The sequence below is a fragment of the Streptomyces sp. 15-116A genome, from assembly GCF_025290915.1.
Taxonomy (GTDB): Bacteria; Actinomycetota; Actinomycetes; order Streptomycetales; family Streptomycetaceae; genus Streptomyces.
The window spans coordinates 1-15,387 of sequence record NZ_JAOCQE010000025.1 but is presented as its reverse complement, the minus strand read 5'-3'; the positions used below and the strand labels follow the sequence as shown (position 1 = coordinate 15,387).

General features: G+C 71.0%; 12 protein-coding genes. 4 read left to right on the top strand and 8 right to left on the bottom strand.

What is annotated here, in order from left to right:
- Nucleotides 1–18: 18 nt before the first annotated feature.
- The gene (locus tag N4P33_RS07435) at nt 19–582 is read right to left on the bottom strand and encodes a PE-PGRS family protein (RefSeq protein ID WP_260825504.1); all 564 of its coding nucleotides are present in this window, start codon (nt 580–582) and stop codon (nt 19–21) included.
- A gap of 135 nt (nt 583–717) precedes the next feature.
- Between N4P33_RS07435 and N4P33_RS07430 the strand changes: the two genes are divergently transcribed.
- Nucleotides 718–1,281, top strand: a complete 564-nt coding sequence (locus N4P33_RS07430) for a hypothetical protein (RefSeq protein WP_260825503.1) — start codon at nt 718–720, stop codon at nt 1,279–1,281.
- Nucleotides 1,282–1,375: 94 nt separating this feature from the next.
- Here the strand turns inward: N4P33_RS07430 and N4P33_RS07425 are convergent, their stop codons facing one another.
- From N4P33_RS07425 to N4P33_RS07410, 4 genes are all read right to left on the bottom strand, one after another.
- Nucleotides 1,376–1,609, bottom strand: coding sequence for a hypothetical protein (locus tag N4P33_RS07425; protein ID WP_260825502.1), 234 nt, complete (start codon nt 1,607–1,609; stop codon nt 1,376–1,378).
- A 269-nt stretch (nt 1,610–1,878) separates the two neighbouring features.
- Complete coding sequence (locus N4P33_RS07420; RefSeq protein WP_260825501.1) at nt 1,879–2,874, bottom strand: Acg family FMN-binding oxidoreductase; 996 nt, start codon at nt 2,872–2,874, stop codon at nt 1,879–1,881.
- Between the two features lie 558 nt (nt 2,875–3,432).
- Nucleotides 3,433–4,461, bottom strand: a complete 1,029-nt coding sequence (gene gap / locus N4P33_RS07415; protein ID WP_260825500.1) for a type I glyceraldehyde-3-phosphate dehydrogenase — start codon at nt 4,459–4,461, stop codon at nt 3,433–3,435.
- A gap of 128 nt (nt 4,462–4,589) precedes the next feature.
- Nucleotides 4,590–5,282: a response regulator transcription factor gene (locus tag N4P33_RS07410; RefSeq protein WP_260825499.1), complete on the bottom strand. Its 693-nt coding sequence runs from the start codon at nt 5,280–5,282 to the stop codon at nt 4,590–4,592.
- Nucleotides 5,283–5,849: 567 nt separating this feature from the next.
- Here N4P33_RS07410 and adhP point away from each other — a divergent pair.
- From adhP to adhE, 3 genes are all read left to right on the top strand, one after another.
- Nucleotides 5,850–6,860 carry an alcohol dehydrogenase AdhP gene (gene adhP / locus N4P33_RS07405; protein ID WP_260825498.1) on the top strand — a complete coding sequence of 337 codons (1,011 nt, stop codon included), beginning with the start codon at nt 5,850–5,852 and terminating at the stop codon, nt 6,858–6,860.
- Between the two features lie 102 nt (nt 6,861–6,962).
- Nucleotides 6,963–9,647: a pyruvate, phosphate dikinase gene (ppdK, locus tag N4P33_RS07400; RefSeq protein ID WP_260825497.1), complete on the top strand. Its 2,685-nt coding sequence runs from the start codon at nt 6,963–6,965 to the stop codon at nt 9,645–9,647.
- Between the two features lie 500 nt (nt 9,648–10,147).
- Nucleotides 10,148–12,820 carry a bifunctional acetaldehyde-CoA/alcohol dehydrogenase gene (gene adhE, locus N4P33_RS07395; protein WP_260825496.1) on the top strand — a complete coding sequence of 891 codons (2,673 nt, stop codon included), beginning with the start codon at nt 10,148–10,150 and terminating at the stop codon, nt 12,818–12,820.
- A 42-nt stretch (nt 12,821–12,862) separates the two neighbouring features.
- Here adhE and N4P33_RS07390 read toward each other — a convergent pair whose 3' ends face one another.
- From N4P33_RS07390 to N4P33_RS07380, 3 genes are all read right to left on the bottom strand, one after another.
- Complete coding sequence (locus N4P33_RS07390; protein ID WP_260825495.1) at nt 12,863–13,855, bottom strand: Acg family FMN-binding oxidoreductase; 993 nt, start codon at nt 13,853–13,855, stop codon at nt 12,863–12,865.
- A 355-nt stretch (nt 13,856–14,210) separates the two neighbouring features.
- Entirely contained in the window at nt 14,211–14,957 is a 747-nt protein-coding gene (gene pflA, locus N4P33_RS07385; protein ID WP_260825493.1) for a pyruvate formate-lyase-activating protein, read from the bottom strand.
- On the bottom strand, nt 14,954–15,387 hold a 434-nt coding region (locus N4P33_RS07380; RefSeq protein WP_313904465.1), incomplete at its 5' end, for a glycine radical domain-containing protein. The genes pflA and N4P33_RS07380, both read right to left, overlap by 4 nt.

Sequence of the window (15,387 nt, the reverse complement as noted above, 5' to 3'; positions counted from 1 at the left end):
GCCGGGCGCCCTGCCTGTTCAGCGCACCAGCGCCGCTGCCACCGTGGGCGGCAGCACCTCACACAGGTCAGTGACCCGGACATGGCCGGCGTGGCGCGCCGTGAACTGCGCGACGGAAACGTCCAGGGAGCCGAAGGACTCCTCGAACACGCGGCGCGCGTGCGGGGTGCGGTTCAGCGCCCAGGCCGCTGTCGCGCGTGAGGTGCGCAGGAAACGGCCGGGCTCGGGCCCGACGACGAACAGCTCGGCGCGGCGGCCCGTGCGGTCGGCGGCAAGCAGGACCAGGTCCTTGAACGTCTGCCGTTTGCGTGTGGCGTCGGCGCCGCGCCATCGCGCGAGCTTGAACTCGGCCACCCGCCGGTCCGTCTCCAGGTCGAACGGCCGGTTCGGGTCGTTGAGGTCGTTCAGCCGGCCGAGGCTGTCACGAACGGTCAGGGCCGCCACCATCAGCTCCGGACTGATGCCCCGGGCTGCGGCCAGGTCACCGACTTCCCCCGCGGGCCTGCCCGCCAGACCACGCTCCAGTGAGGCGATGGCCGCAGTCAGTGGCTCGGTGCCCAGGAAGTCCATGTCGTCTGCCACAAGAACGTCAGTCGTTCTGCCACTTGCAGTGGCAGCGGTCGCACGAAGTGAGGTGCGCACTCGCATGCCGGGCTTCCCGGGCTGCACGGTGACCACGCGAGGGGTTGTGGCGTTAAGCGGATCATGAAGAGGATCATGGCCACCGCCGTCGCTGCCGCTACTCTCGCGCTGGCACTGCCAGGCATCGCGCAGGGCAGCGAGCCTGCCCCGCAGGTACAGGAACTCATCGGGAAGGGGTCGGACGCCTGCCCGGACAGGAGCCTGTGCCTGTACGAGCACAACGATCTCAACAACAACGAGACGGCCCGGATCTGGGTCTTCCCCCTCACCCAGGCGCGTACCGACTACTCCCTGCGCGGCCACGCCGCCGCGAACCAGCCCACCTCGGCTTACCTGAAGGCCCCGGGCACCGGCTCGGACACCGCCTACCTGTTCCCCGACTACCAGTGCGGCTTCGAGGGAGACCGGGAAGCCGAAGCCATCTCCTTCCGGCGCAACGAGGCGTACAACGTCCTTCGGGGTCACAACGGCCGGGCGAAGCGGTACGGCTACTTCTACAAGAACGGCCGCTGGACCAAGGACAAGAAGTGGGGCATCACCGAGCAGACCCTGAACCTCAACGACCGCGCCGGCTGCGTGTCCGTCGGATCCTTCACCAACACCTACAGCCTGCGCCCAGAGATCGACGGCGACATGTGAGGCGGCTGCCGGACCGGGCGGGGCCCAACCGTGGCCGTTCGGTCCGGCAGCAGCGGGGGGTGTGACCGGGAGGGAGCCGGTGGTCGTCGCCGGTTCAACATTCCTGTGCGGACTCGGTCACCCGCTGCGCGGCGAGCGCGGCCGCCGCAGTCGGCGGCTCGATAACGACGCCGAACTCGTACAGCCCGTTCTCCAGCGCGTCGTCGATGGTGGCCTCGGGGGTCCGCTTGAGGGCGAGCGCGGCGGCGCCGCGGGCGATGGTCTCCTCGCGGGCGGGGGCGGCGGGGTCCTGGAGTGCGGACAGCACGGTCCGCCACAGCATGGCCATCGGCCCGTGTGGTCGTCGTCGGCGGGGACGTGCGCCTGGGCGTGACCGTCGACGTCGTCGGCCGTCCAGGCCCGCGCCCAGGGAGCCGCCCTCGGAGCGGCCGCCGGGGCAGGCGTGTGCGTCCTGGTGGCAGGCGTCTGGTGGGCCGTCCGGGTACGGCTGGATGCGCGTCGCAGGGCGCAGTGGGACCGGGCCTGGGAAGAGTTCAACGCCCGCCGAGGCCACCGGCCCGCGTAAGCACGCCGCCGGGTAGCCCGGGGGACGGCTGCTTACACGATCTCCAGCACGTCCCGTACCGGGCGGCGGGGCGTGGCCGGACCCTTCGGGCCGTACCCCAGGCGCAGCACCATCTGCACCTGTCCCGTGCCCGACGCGGGGTCGCGGGCCAGCAGCCGCAGCGCGCGGTCCTCCAGGGCGTGGGACGTCAGGGAGGTGGCGAGGTCGGCGAGGGTCGCTTCCAGCAGGACGCGCTCCAGGGCCTGGCCTGCGCGCAGCCAGTCGGCCGGTCCGTCCCCGGGAGTGCTCAGCAGGGCCAGGTGCGGGGTGTGCTCGAACGTGGTGGTGCCGCGGTCCGCGACCGGCCGCCGTCCGGCGAAGTCGCGCACCGGGGCCTTGCCGTCGCGCTTGCGCGGGCCGAACGCGTATTCGGGGACGCCGTCGACGGCCGTGTCCGCCTCCGGCCCGAGCCGGGTCCAGCGGACCAGGTCCTCGCTCGCCTCCGCATCCAGGGTGTCCCGGCTCTCGGCGTCGTGGATCAGGTCGAGCACGGTCTCGGCGTGCCAGGCTCCCGGGAAGAGCAGCACGGCCCCCTCCCGTTCGGCCGCGTCCTGAAGGGTGGCCCGCACGTCCTCGGGGACCTCCTTCTCGGCGAAGGGATGGCGGCTGGTGTGCCGCTCGCGGATCGCCGGGTGCAGCCGCGCCAGGTCCTCGTCCCGCTGGCGCCCAGCCTCGTCGGCCAGATGGACGGCAGCGAGCAGCAGGGGGTCCTGCGGCTCGGGCAGCAGCCGGACCTCCGGGACGAGATCCACGTGCGCGGCGGCGACACGCAGGTTGAACACGGCCGCCCCGCAGCCGATGTGCAGGGCGCGGTTGTCGGGGTCGGACCGGGGCATGGCCCGCTCGGGATCAGCGCGCAGCAGAAGGACACGCTCGCCGGTCAGGTAGCGGAAGCGCCATGGCTGCGCGTTGTGCATGGACGGTGCCGCAGCGGCATCGGCCACCAGCCCCGTCACGGTCTTCTCATCATCAAGCTGCCGCGAAGCCATGGAATCCTCCTCACTGTCGCGGACACACCGCGGGGTCTGCCTCGGCGTGTACCCCGATGAGCCACATGGTGGACGGTCCGGCACCACGGTCACCACCGCGATCAGTCCGCGCCCGACGAGCCAGTTCCAGTGTCCGCCCGAGGGGCACCGGGCGTCTCCCGAAATCGTGGACGCCGGCGCGGACGTGGATGCCGACGACACGCCCAGCAGCACGACAGACCGCGACCGCGACGCGCCAGGCCCTCATCGTCCCCGGTCCGGGGCCGCTCGTCCCTCTCACCCCCGTGGTCCCGCAGCGATCATTGGATGAGGCTCGGGTGCCGGGATCGGCCACCGCGAGGGGCTCACCGTCCCCGGCGGAACGGCGCCCGCGCCGGGCGGCAGCCCGTGGAGCATCCGCCAGGCCCCAGAGAGTCGGCACCTCCTGCGGATCGACGAGATCCGGGCCGACGCCGAGACCTGGCGAAATGCCACGGATGCGGGGGAGGCCGGCGCGGCCTGGCGCGTCGTGCAATACCGGCCCGCCAGGTGAGAGCGCTCGGCCCCCGGACCACTCGGTCAGTTGCGAGGCAGCGTGTCGGCCACGTACTCCGTGAGGTCGACCAGCCGGTTGGTGTAGCCCCACTCGTTGTCGTACCAGCCGAACACCTTCACCAGGTCGCCGTGCGCCTGGGTCAGCGGGGCGTCCAGGACGCAGGATGCCGGGTCGCCGACGACGTCGCGGGAGACGATCGGGGCGTCGGACACGCGCAGGATGCCCTTCAGCGGCCCGTCGGCGGCCTCCCGGAACGCGGCGTTGACGTCCTCGGCGGTCGCCGGCCGGTCGAGGACCACGCTCAGGTCGGTGAGCGAGCCGTCCTCGACCGGGACGCGTACGGCGATGCCGTCGAGGGTGCCGGCCAGCTCCGGCAGGACCAGGCCGACGGCGCGGGCAGCGCCGGTGCTGGTGGGGATGATGTTGACGGCGGCGCTGCGGCCGCGCCGCAGGTCCTTGTGCGGGCCGTCGAGGACGACCTGGTCGTTGGTGTAGCCGTGGATGGTGGTCATCAGCCCCTTGACGAGGCCGAAGCGGTCATCGAGGACCTTCACCATCGGGGCCACGCAGTTGGTGGTGCAGGAGGCGTTGGAGATGACGTGGTCACTCTCCGGGTTGTAGGTGTCCTCGTTGATGCCCATCACGACGGTGGCGTCGACGCCCTTGCCCGGCACGGACAGCAGCACCTTGCGGGCACCGCCCTTCAGGTGCAGGCCGGCCTGCTCGCGTGTGCGGAAGCGGCCGGTGGACTCGATGACGATGTCGACGCCGAGGCCGGCCCAGTCCAAGGCGGCCGGGTCACGTTCGGCGGTCACCGCGATGCGGTGCCCGTCCACGGTGATCGAGGTGTCGTCGTGCTCGACGGTGCGGCCGATGCGGCCGTACGTCGAGTCGTAGGCCAGCAGATGGGCCAGCGCGGCCGGCGAGGTGAGGTCGTTGACCGCCACGACCTCGACGGCCGTACCGGCCTCGGTCTCCGCGCGCTGCAGCACGCAGCGCAGGTAGTTGCGTCCGATGCGGCCGAAGCCGTTGATGCCCACGCGCACGCTCATGTCCGTCGTCCTCCCGATCGATCCGCGTCTGTCTGCGCTGCCAGCCTGCTGGCCGGGGATGCGATCGGGCATGGGCCGTACGGGGGCGAGCCGGGGGACGTTCGGCCCCACAGCTCGCCGCGCGGGTCTCAGTGGCCTTGTTCCTTCAGCCGGTCCTGGGCCTGGGTGGCGATGACGGCGGCCTGGATGCGGCGCTCCACCCCGAGTTTGGCCAGCAGCCGGGAGATGTGGTTCTTCACCGTCTTCTCGGCGAGGTAGAGCCGCTGGCCGATCTGCCGGTTGGTCAGTCCTTCACCGATCAGGGCCAGGATCTCCCGCTCCCGGTCGGTCAGGCCCGGCAGGGCGTCCGGCTCGGGCTCCGGCTCCTGGCCCTGACGCAACCGGGCCATCAGCTTGGCGGTGGCGCTGGGGTCGAGCAGGGACTGGCCCTTGGCCACCGTGCGCACGGCCGATACCAGGTCCGAGCCCTGGATCTGCTTCAGTACGTACCCGGACGCCCCGGCCATGATCGAGTCCAGCAGGGCCTCCTCGTCGTCGAACGAAGTCAGCATCAGGCAGGCCAGTTCCGGCATCCGAGAGCGCAGCTCCCGGCACACGCTCACCCCGTCGCCGTCCGGCAGGCGCACATCCAGCACCGCGACCTGGGGGCGCAGCGCGGGCACACGGGTCAGGGCCTGATCGGCATTGGCGGCCTCGCCGACCACGGTGATGTCCGGCTCGTCGTCCAGCAGATCGTGCACCCCGCGCCGTACCACCTCGTGGTCGTCCAGCAGGAAGACCCGGATCGGGTTGTCGGGGCCGGGCTGCTCGCCGTCCGCCATCAGATACTCCTTGTTCTGCGTTCTGCGCCGTCTTAAGTCCCGTACCGGACTTCGCCCATGAGTGCGACCGGTCCTTGCCTACCGCAGATCTTGCGCGATCCCGGGCCAAAGGGCCAGGGCCGGTCGGCCCTACTGGCACCTCCCTGTCCTCCCGCGGGGTACCCCATCGGATCTCCACATCTCGGTCGTCCGGACGGTCGGGCTCGGTCACGCCTCCGGCGGCGTGTGCCCGCCGCTCCCGATGGGGCCGGGTGGCCGGCTACGCCGTGGCCGTCCCGCGTATCACGGCACCGCACGGCTGGACTCGCAGCGGATCAGCCCGGCGGCCTGGGTGTCGCCCGGCGGGCCGGATCTACACGAGGGCGCGGCCGGCGGCACTGCATCATGCCGCCCACCGAACGCCGTGGCTCATCCCACGGCAGCGCATTCCGCCGGACCGAGGGGTCCGTTGCCGCGCGGCTCAGGGCCGACCGGCCCCACTCGCGAGGACGTCCAGCACCTGCCGCAGTACCGGGCGGCGGCCGACTCTGGAACCGCATCGCGCCGACAGAGTCTGAGGAGGAGTCCATGAAGGCAGCAGTCGTCCGGTCCTTCGGCGAACCGCTGGTGATCGAGGAGCGTCCGGATCCGGAGCCCGGTCCGGGCCAGGCCCGCATCCGGGTCGAGGCGTCCGGGCTGTGCCACACCGACATCCACGCCGCGCACGGTGACTGGCCCGTCAAGCCGTCCCCGCCGTTCGTTCCCGGCCACGAAGGCGTCGGCGTCGTCGAGGCGCTCGGCGACGGCGTGACCCACCTGGCGGTCGGCCAGCGAGTGGCCGTGCCCTGGCTGGGCTGGGCCTGCGGGCGGTGCGAGCACTGCCTGTCCGGCTGGGAGACCCTGTGCGAGCAGCAGCAGAACACCGGCTACAGCGTGGACGGCGGGTACGCCGAGAAGATGCTCGCCCCGGCCGACTTCGCCACTGTGGTCCCCGAGGGCGTCGACCCGCGCGACGCGGCCCCGCTGACCTGCGCCGGCGTGACCACGTACAAGGCGCTGAAGGTCGCCGACGTACGGCCCACCCAGCTCGTGGCGATCTCCGGCGTCGGCGGCCTCGGCCACCTGGCCGTGCAGTACGCGAAGATCGCCGGGGCCACGGTCGCCGCGATCGACGTCACCGACGACAAGCTCGAACTGGCCCGGGAGCTCGGCGCCGACATCCTGATCGACGCCCGCAAGGAGGACCCGGCCGAGGTGCTCAGGCGGCACGGGGGCGCGCACGCGGCGATCGCGCTGGCCGTCAACGAGCAGGCGTTCGCCTCCGTGTACGGCGGGCTGCGGCGCGGCGGCAAGCTGGTCATGGTCGCCCTGCCCGCCGGCGGCACCATCCGGGTACCGATCTTCGACACCGTCCTGAACGGCACCTCCGTCATCGGCTCCATCGTCGGCACCCGCCAGGACCTGGACGAGGTCTTCCAGCTGCACGCCGCCGGACGCACCAAGGTCATCTACGAGACCCGGCCGCTGGAGACCGTCAACGAGTCCATCGAAGAAGTCCTGAACGGCCAGATCAAGGCGCGCATCGTCTTCGAGATGTGACCCTCCCGCATGGCCGCCGCGCCTCGTGCACCTCTCGGGTGCAGTTCGGTCGGCGGCTAGGCGCATACCTGCCCCTGCTCAGCAGGAAGGAACAGCACTGTCATGGTCCGTTACGTGTACGCGTTCACCGAGGGCGGCCGTGACATGGCCGACCTGCTCGGCGGCAAGGGCGCCAACCTGGCCGAGATGACCCGGATGGGTCTGCCGGTGCCGCACGGCTTCACCGTCACCACCGAAGCCTGCCGCGCCTTCCTCGCCACCGGCTCCGAACCGCAGGGCCTGGCCCGCGAGATCTCCCACCACCTGACCGTTCTGGAGCAGGCCGCGGGGCGGTTGCTGGGGCAGCCGGACGACCCGCTGCTGCTCTCCGTCCGCTCCGGGGCCCGCTTCTCCATGCCCGGCATGATGGAGACGATCCTCGACATCGGCCTCAACGACGAATCCGTCCTCGGCCTGGCGAAGTCCTCCGGCAACGAACGCTTCGCCTGGGACTCCTACCGCCGCCTCGTCCAGATGTTCGGCAGCACCGTCATGGGCGTCGACAGCGCCCTGTTCGAGAACGTCATGGCACGCCTGAAGGAAGCCCGCGCCGCGGTGGACGACCTGAACCTGGACGCGGTCGATCTGGCCGAGCTGGTCGAGGCGTACAAGGAGCTGATCCGCCAGGAGACCGGCGAGTACTTCCCGCAGTCCCCGGCCGAGCAACTGCGGCGGGCGGTCCTGGCCGTCTTCGAGTCCTGGAACGGCGAGCGGGCCCGCCTCTACCGGCGCCGCGAGCACATCCCCGATGACCTGGGCACCGCGGTCAACGTGCAGACCATGGTCTTCGGTAACCTCGGGCCCGACTCCGGAAGCGGCGTCGCCTTCACCCGCGACCCGGCCACCGGCCGCCGCGGTCTGTACGGCGACTATCTGGTCAACGCCCAGGGCGAGGACGTCGTCGCCGGCATCCGCAACACCGTGCCGTTGGCCGACCTCGAGCACCTGAACTCCGTGGCATACGTCCAACTACGTGACCACATGGGGCTGTTGGAGACCCACTACCGCGACCTGTGCGACATCGAGTTCACCATCGAGCGCGGCCGGCTGTGGATGCTGCAGACCCGGGTCGGCAAGCGCACCGCCGAAGCCGCGTTCGCCATCGCCGCCGAGCTGACGGACGAGGGACTCATCACCCCCGACGAGGGGCTGGCGCGGGTCAGCGGCGACGGCCTGGCCCGGCTGATGTTCCCCCGCTTCGACACCTCCGCCGTCGGTGAGGCGCTGGCCCACGGTATCCCGGCCTCGCCGGGCGCCGCCGTGGGCGCCGCGGTCTTCGACTCCGCCGAGGCGGTCCGGCGGGCCGCCGCCGGGGAGAAGGTCGTCCTCGTACGGCAGGAGACCACCCCCGACGACCTGCCCGGCATGGTCGCCGCCCAGGCCGTGCTGACCAGCCGCGGCGGCAAGACCAGTCACGCGGCGGTGGTCGCCCGCGGCATGGGCAAGGTGTGCGTCTGCGGTGCCGAAGAGATCTCCGTCGACCCGCAGCAGCGCCGCTTCAGCGTGGGCAGCACCATCATCGAGGAGGGCACGGTCATCTCCGTCGACGGCTCCGACGGCGCCGTCTACCCGGGCGCGGCCCCGCTGGTGGACTCCGCGGTGATGCGGTACTTCGAGACCGGTGACGTCACGGCCGGAGTGTGCGGCGCCGTGGCCCGATCCATGCACCATGCCGACGGCGTGCGGCGGTTGGGGGTCCGGGCCAACGCGGACACACCCGAGGACGCCGCGCGCGCCCGCCGGTTCGGAGCCGAGGGCATCGGCCTGTGCCGCACCGAGCACATGTTCCTCGGCGATCGCCGGCAACTGGTCGAGGCGATGATCCTGGCTCGCACCGACATGGAACGCGAGCGGGCCCTCGACGCGTTGCTGCCACTGCAACGGCACGACTTCGTCGGCATTCTGGAGGCGATGGACGGCCTGCCGGTCACCATCCGCCTCCTCGACCCGCCCCTGCACGAGTTCCTGCCCGACCGCACCGAACTCGCCGTACGCATCGCCGCGGCCGAAGCCCACGGCGACCGGACCGACCCGCACGACGCCGAACTGCTCGACGCCGTCAACCGCATGCACGAGGACAACCCGATGCTCGGCCTGCGCGGCGTCCGCCTGGGTCTGGTGGCGCCGGGTCTGGTCGCCATGCAGGTGCGGGCGATCGCCGAGGCGGCCGTGGAGCGTAAGCGGGCGGGTGGAGATCCGCGGGCGGAGATCATGGTGCCCCTGGTCGACACGGTCGAGGAGCTGCGGCTCGTCCGCGAGGAGGTGGAGCAGGTCCTGGCCGAGGTGAGCAAAGCCACCGGGGTGACCGTCGAGTGCCCGGTCGGCACCATGATCGAGCTGCCCCGGGCGGCCCTCACCGCGGGACGTATCGCCGAGGAGGCGCAGTTCTTCTCCTTCGGCACCAACGACCTGACCCAGACCACGTGGGGCTTCTCCCGCGATGACGTGGAGGCGGCGTTCTTCTCCGCCTACCTCGACAAGGGCATCTTCAAGGTCTCCCCGTTCGAGACGATCGACCGCGACGGTGTGGGGCGCCTGGTCGACATCGCCGTCGCCGAGGGCCGCGCCGCACGGCCCGACCTGAAAATCGGCGTCTGCGGCGAGCACGGCGGAGATCCGGAGTCAGTGCACTTCTTCCACACTGCGGGGCTCGACTACGTCTCCTGCTCACCGTTCCGCGTCCCGGTCGCGCGTCTGGAGGCCGGGCGTGCTGCCCTCTCGGAGACGGAGGACAGCGACAGCAGGTGACGGGGCGCCCGGCACCCACACGAGTAAGCCGGCCACTCGTCCACGGCCGCGGTGCGAGCGAGCAGCCCTCACCGCGGCCGACCTGCTGCTGAACCGCCTGGTCCGTCAACGGGGCGATGTGGATGGCCGAAGCTCCTGTCCAACCGTTCCAGCCCAGGAAGCCCTTCTCAGCCGACGATGCCCGCTGGGCCCGGACCGGGATGTGGCCCCGTCCGCACCACGCCGTATCCGGCTACAGGCAGCGGGGTCCGCCGACGGCGGAAACGCTCTTTCCCGCAAGCTCCGCGCCGCTCCGCCCACCACGCGAGCACGGCACGGTGGGGCCACCCGGCCCGGGTCATCAGGGCCGGTCAGACGCCCGCCCAGGACCCGCAGGACCTGCACAGCGAAGCGGCGCCGGAGAGACGCTGCTGGTGGAGCCAGACCGCTTCCCCGGAGTACCCGTTCCTGTACGGGCCGCAGACCGTGCGGCCTCACCTCTCGACCACGGAGGCACACACATGACCCGCCACGCCGACCGAACCGCGACCGCTGCCCCCGCCGAGGCGCCGTCGGACATCGCCGTCGCCGTCGACCGGCTGGTCACGAACGGGCTCAAGGCTCTGGCCGACTATGAAGGGCTCGACCAGGAGCAGGTCGACCACATCGTCAACAAGGCATCGGTCGCCGCCCTGGACCGTCACACCACGCTCGCACGGCTCGCGGTGGAGGAGACCGGACGCGGGGTCTTCGAGGACAAGGCCGCCAAGAACATGTTCGCGTGCGAGCACGTCACGCACAGCATGGGCCACATGAAGACTGTCGGCGTCATCGCCCGCGACGACATCGAGGACATCGTCGAGATCGCGGAACCGGTCGGCGTGGTGTGCGCGATCACGCCCGTCACCAACCCGACCTCCACCACGATCTTCAAGGCACTGATGGCGCTGAAGACCCGCAACCCGGTCGTCTTCGCCTTCCACCCCTCCGCCCAGCACTGCAGCGCCGAAGCGGCCCGGATCGTGCGCGACGCCGCCCTGGCCGCCGGCGCGCCGGAGCACTGCGTCCAGTTCATCGAGACCCCGTCCGTCGAGGCGACCAGGACACTCATGCACCACCCGGGTGTCTCCCTCATCCTCGCCACCGGCGGCAACGCCATGGTCAAGGCCGCCTACTCGGCCGGAAAGCCCGCCCTGGGCGTGGGCGCCGGCAACGTCCCGGCGTACTTGCACCGGAGCGCGAAGCTGCGCCGGGCCGTCAACGACCTGGTGCTGTCCAAGTCGTTCGACAACGGCATGATCTGCGCCTCCGAGCAGGCCATCATCCTGGACGAGGAGATCTACGACGCCGCCCTCGCCGAGTTCCGCACGCTGCACGCCCACCTGGCGACCGCCGAGGAGAAGGCGAAGCTGGAGCGGTTCCTCTTCCCCGCCGACGCCTCGAACAGGGGCTGCGAGCCCAAGGTGAACGCGGCGGCGGTCGGCCAGAGCCCTCAGTGGATCGCCGAACAGGCCGGTTTCACCGTGCCCGCGGACACCTCGGTCATCCTGGTCGAGGCCGAGCGGGTCGGCCCGGACGAGCCGCTGACCCGCGAGAAGCTCTGCCCGGTCCTTGCCGTGCTGCGCGCCTGCTCCGAGCAGCAGGGCTTCGATCTCGCCGCCGACATGGTCGCCTTCCACGGACAGGGCCACAGCTCCGTCATCCACACCGAGGACCGCGAACTGGCCGAGGCGTACGGGAAGCGCATGAAGACCGTACGGGTCATCGTCAACTCGCCCTCCTCGCAAGGCGCCATCGGCGGCATCTACAACAACCTGCTGCCCTCCCTGACCCTGGGCTGCGGCTCCTGGGGCAGCACCTCGGTGTCCAACAACGTCTCCGCTCCCCAGCTGCTGAACGTCAAGCGGGTGAGCACCCGCCGCAACAACCTCCAGTGGTTCAAGGTCCCGCCGAAGATCTACTTCGAGCCGCAGGCCATCCGCTACCTGCAGGCCATGCCGGACATCCACCGCGTCACGATCGTCACCGACGCGACCATGACCCGTCTCGGCTTCGTCGACCGCGTCACCCACGTCCTGCAGCGCCGCCGCGAGCCGGTGACCGTCCAGATCATCGACAACGTCGAGCCCGAGCCGAGCATCGACTCCGTCCGCCGCGGCGCCCGCCTCATGGGCGACTTCCGCCCCGACACCATCATCGCGCTCGGCGGCGGCTCCCCCATGGACGCGGCCAAGGTGATGTGGTTGCTGTACGAGCAGCAGGCCGAGGGCAAGGACATCGACTTCGCCGACATGCGGCACAAGTTCTCCGACATCCGCAAGCGTGCCTTCCGCTTCCCTGTCCTCGGCAAGATCGCCCGCCTGGTGTGCGTGCCCACCACCTCCGGCACCGGCGCCGAGGTCACCCCCTTCGCCGTCATCTCCGACCCCGCCACGGGCAAGAAGTACCCGCTGGCCGACTATGCCCTCACCCCCAGCGTGGCCATCGTCGACCCGCTGCTCGCCACCGAACTGCCCCCGGTGCTGGCCGCCGACAGCGGCTTCGACGCCCTCACTCACGCCATCGAGGCGTACGTCTCCGTCTACGCCAACGACTTCACCGACGGACTCGCCCTGCACGCGATCCGCCTGATCTTCGACAACATCGAAGCGGCCGTGAACGACCGTGCGGCCCGCCCGGACGCGCAGGAGAAGATGCACAACGCCGGCACCATCGCGGGCATGGCCTTCGGCAACGCCTTCCTCGGCATCGTCCACGCCATGTCCCACACCCTCGGCGCCACCTTCCACATCGCCCACGGCCGCACCAACGCCGTCCTGCTCCCCCACGTCATCCGCTACAACGGCACGGTCCCGACCAAGCTGACCGGCTGGCCCAAGTACGAGAACTACCGCGCCCCCGACCGCTTCCAGGACATCGCCCGCACCCTCGGCCTGCCCGCCACCACCCCGGCCGAGGGCGTGGAGTCCCTCGCCGACGCCGTCGAGCGTCTGCGCGGCGCGGTCGGTATCGAGCCGTCCTTCCAGGCGCTCGGCGTGAACGAGCGCAGCTTCCTCGACGCGCTCCCCCAGCAGGCCCTGAACGCCTATCAGGACCAGTGCGCGCCCGCCAATCCGCGAATGCCCATGCTCGACGACATGGAGGAGATCATGCGCGCGGCTTACTACGCCTCGGATGGCGTATCCGGCGAGTAGTGCCCAGGGCCCGAAGGGGGCCGAGGGCAGCGGCGTGACTGGTCAGGGCTCGATGTCGAGCACATCGCCCATAGGGCGACGAGGTGTCGCGGGGCCGGGCGGGCCGTAGCCGAGCCGCAGGATCATCTGCACGTGCCCGCTGCCCGTCGCCGGGTCGCGCAGTGGCCGGCGCAGGTCGGGCCATTCCAGGGCCTGGGCGGCGAAGGAGCTGGACAGGCCCTTCAGGGTGGCCAGCAGAAGGACCCGCTCCATCGCCTGGCCGGCGCGCAACCAGTCCTCCGGACGGTCAAGTGCCGTGCTCAGGAGGGCCAAGTGAGGATGGTGCTCGAATGCGGTAGCGGCACGGCCTGACACCGCCCGCCCGCCGGCGAAGTCACGCATCGGCGCCCTTCCGCCGAGTCTGCGCGGACCGAAGGCGTACTCCGGCACCCCTGCGGCGGCCGTGTGATCGAAGGGGACACCACCGTGGGTCCACTGCTTCAGATCTTCACTGATGCCACGATCGGTGACGTTGCGGGATTCGGCCTCCTGCGTCCGCTCCACCACTTCTTGCAGATGCCATCCGGTGGGGAAGATCAGCGCGGCGCCTTCGTCACGAGCAGCTTCCGCCAGCTCAGATCGGACGGCCTCGGGGATCTCCGTCTCCTCGAACGGATACCGGCTCGTGTGCCGACGGCGAACGGCCGGGTACAGCGCGCCGAGGGCTTCCTTGCCGCTCCCGAAGGCTGTCAGCCGCACCGCGGCCAGCAGCTCGGAGTCCCAGGGGTCCGGCAGCAGCCGGGCCTCCAAATGCCACCCCTCATGCGCGGCCGCGACCCGCAGGTTCATCAGCGCGGCGCCACAGCCGAGGTGGAGGGCACGGCCATGAGGGTCGGTGTGCGGTACGGCGCGCTGGGGATCCGAGCGCAGATGGAGGGTGCTGGTGCCGAGGAAGCAGCGGAACCGCCACGGCTGCGCGTTGTGCACGGACGGTGCGGTCGTCGCGTTGTGGACCAGAGCGGTCACCGTCTCCCGGGTGAGCGTGTGCGTCGACACCGAGTCCTCCCCTCTGGAGCACCCCCGAGCCCCTGGGCGAGTACGTCTCCGGACCCTTACACCTCCAGGCTGCCACCGCCGCCCGCCTCAGGACAGACCTCCAGACACGAGCGGGTGCGGCCGTGGGCCGCATCGATCGCCCGTTCCGGGGCCGCGTGCTGCTCTTCCCCTACGCCGCTCTCAACCGGGGCGGCACCGCCTGGACCAGGTCCAGTCTCGTCTCCTGCACCGGAACCATGATCGTCAGGACGCTGTTCTCCTCGTCCGGGTCGAGGCCGGAAGGTCCGCCGGCAGCACGAACCTCCCGTCCGCCGTCCGCTCCTCGATACGGATGCCTCGTCCCCGGGACCATTGTTCACAGCGCCCGCAGGCCGTGCTCCCGGAACTGCTCGCGCACCCTCTCCGTCAGCTCCGGCTTTGGCGTGGGTGTGTCGCGCAGGGGGAAGGGGATCTCCAAGGCGTCGTACTTGTGGGCGCCGAGCTTGTGGAACGGCAGGACGTCCACCCGGTCGACATTGCCCAGCCCGGCCAGGAACGCGCCGAGCCCGTCCACAGCTGCCGGGTCGTCGGTCCAGCCGGGCACGAGGACATAGCGGATCCACACCGGGACCCCGAGCCGGTCCAGGCGGGTGGCGAAGCTGAGGGTCGGGGCGAGGTCGCCGCCGGTCAGCTTCCGGTAGGTCCGGACGTCGAAGGACTTGATGTCCAGCAGGACCAGGTCGGTGTCTGCGAGCAGTTCGTCGGTCGCCCGGGCGCCGAGGAAGCCGGAGGTGTCCAGGGCGGTGTGCAGTCCGAGTTCCTTGCAGCGGCGGAAGATCCCGGCTGTGAACGCGGGCTGCAGCAGCGCCTCGCCGCCGGTGAGCGTCACGCCCCCGCCGGCGGTGGAGATGAAGGCCCGGTACTTCTCGATCTCGGCCGTCACCTCGTCGACGGTGGCCTCCTTGCCGTCGCGCATGTGCCAGGTGTCGGGGTTGGCGCAGTACAGGCAGCGCAGGGGGCAGCCGCTGAGGAAGAGCACGAACCGGGTCCCGGGACCGTCCACTCCCGTGGACAGGTCCCAGGAGTGGATGCGGCCCGTGACCGGCGCGATGGTGGTGTTCACAGTGCTCCGTGGAAGGTGCGGCTGATCACGTCGAGCTGCTGCTCGCGGGTCAGGCGGACGAAGTTGACGGCGTATCCGGAGACGCGGACCGTCAGCTCCGGGTACTTCTCCGGGTGCTCCATGGCGTCCTGGAGCGTCGCCCGGTCCAGGACGTTGACGTTCATGTGGAAGCCGCCGGACGCCATGTACGCGTCGAGGATGCCGACCAGATGGCCCGACCGCTCGGCCGGGTCGTGCCCCAGTCCCTCGGGCGTGATCGTGGTGGTCAGCGAGATGCCGTCCCGGGCCTGCTCGTAGGGGAGTTTGGCCACCGAGAGGGCCGAGGCGGCCACGCCGTGCCGGTCGCGGCCGTTCATCGGGTTGGCTCCGGGCGCGAACGGGGCACCCGCACGGCGGCCGTCGGGGGTGTTGCCGGTGTGCTTGCCGTACA

Excerpts from the sequence above, each read along its gene's own strand:
- N4P33_RS07430 (WP_260825503.1), top strand. The coding sequence starts at position 718 with ATGGCCACCGCCGTCGCTGCCGCTACTCTCGCGCTGGCACTGCCAGGC.
- N4P33_RS07425 (WP_260825502.1), bottom strand. The coding sequence starts at position 1,609 with ATGGCCATGCTGTGGCGGACCGTGCTGTCCGCACTCCAGGACCCCGCC.
- N4P33_RS07420 (WP_260825501.1), bottom strand. The coding sequence starts at position 2,874 with ATGGCTTCGCGGCAGCTTGATGATGAGAAGACCGTGACGGGGCTGGTG.
- gap (WP_260825500.1), bottom strand. The coding sequence starts at position 4,461 with ATGAGCGTGCGCGTGGGCATCAACGGCTTCGGCCGCATCGGACGCAAC.
- N4P33_RS07410 (WP_260825499.1), bottom strand. The coding sequence starts at position 5,282 with ATGGCGGACGGCGAGCAGCCCGGCCCCGACAACCCGATCCGGGTCTTC.
- adhP (WP_260825498.1), top strand. The coding sequence starts at position 5,850 with ATGAAGGCAGCAGTCGTCCGGTCCTTCGGCGAACCGCTGGTGATCGAG.
- ppdK (WP_260825497.1), top strand. The coding sequence starts at position 6,963 with ATGGTCCGTTACGTGTACGCGTTCACCGAGGGCGGCCGTGACATGGCC.
- adhE (WP_260825496.1), top strand. The coding sequence starts at position 10,148 with ATGACCCGCCACGCCGACCGAACCGCGACCGCTGCCCCCGCCGAGGCG.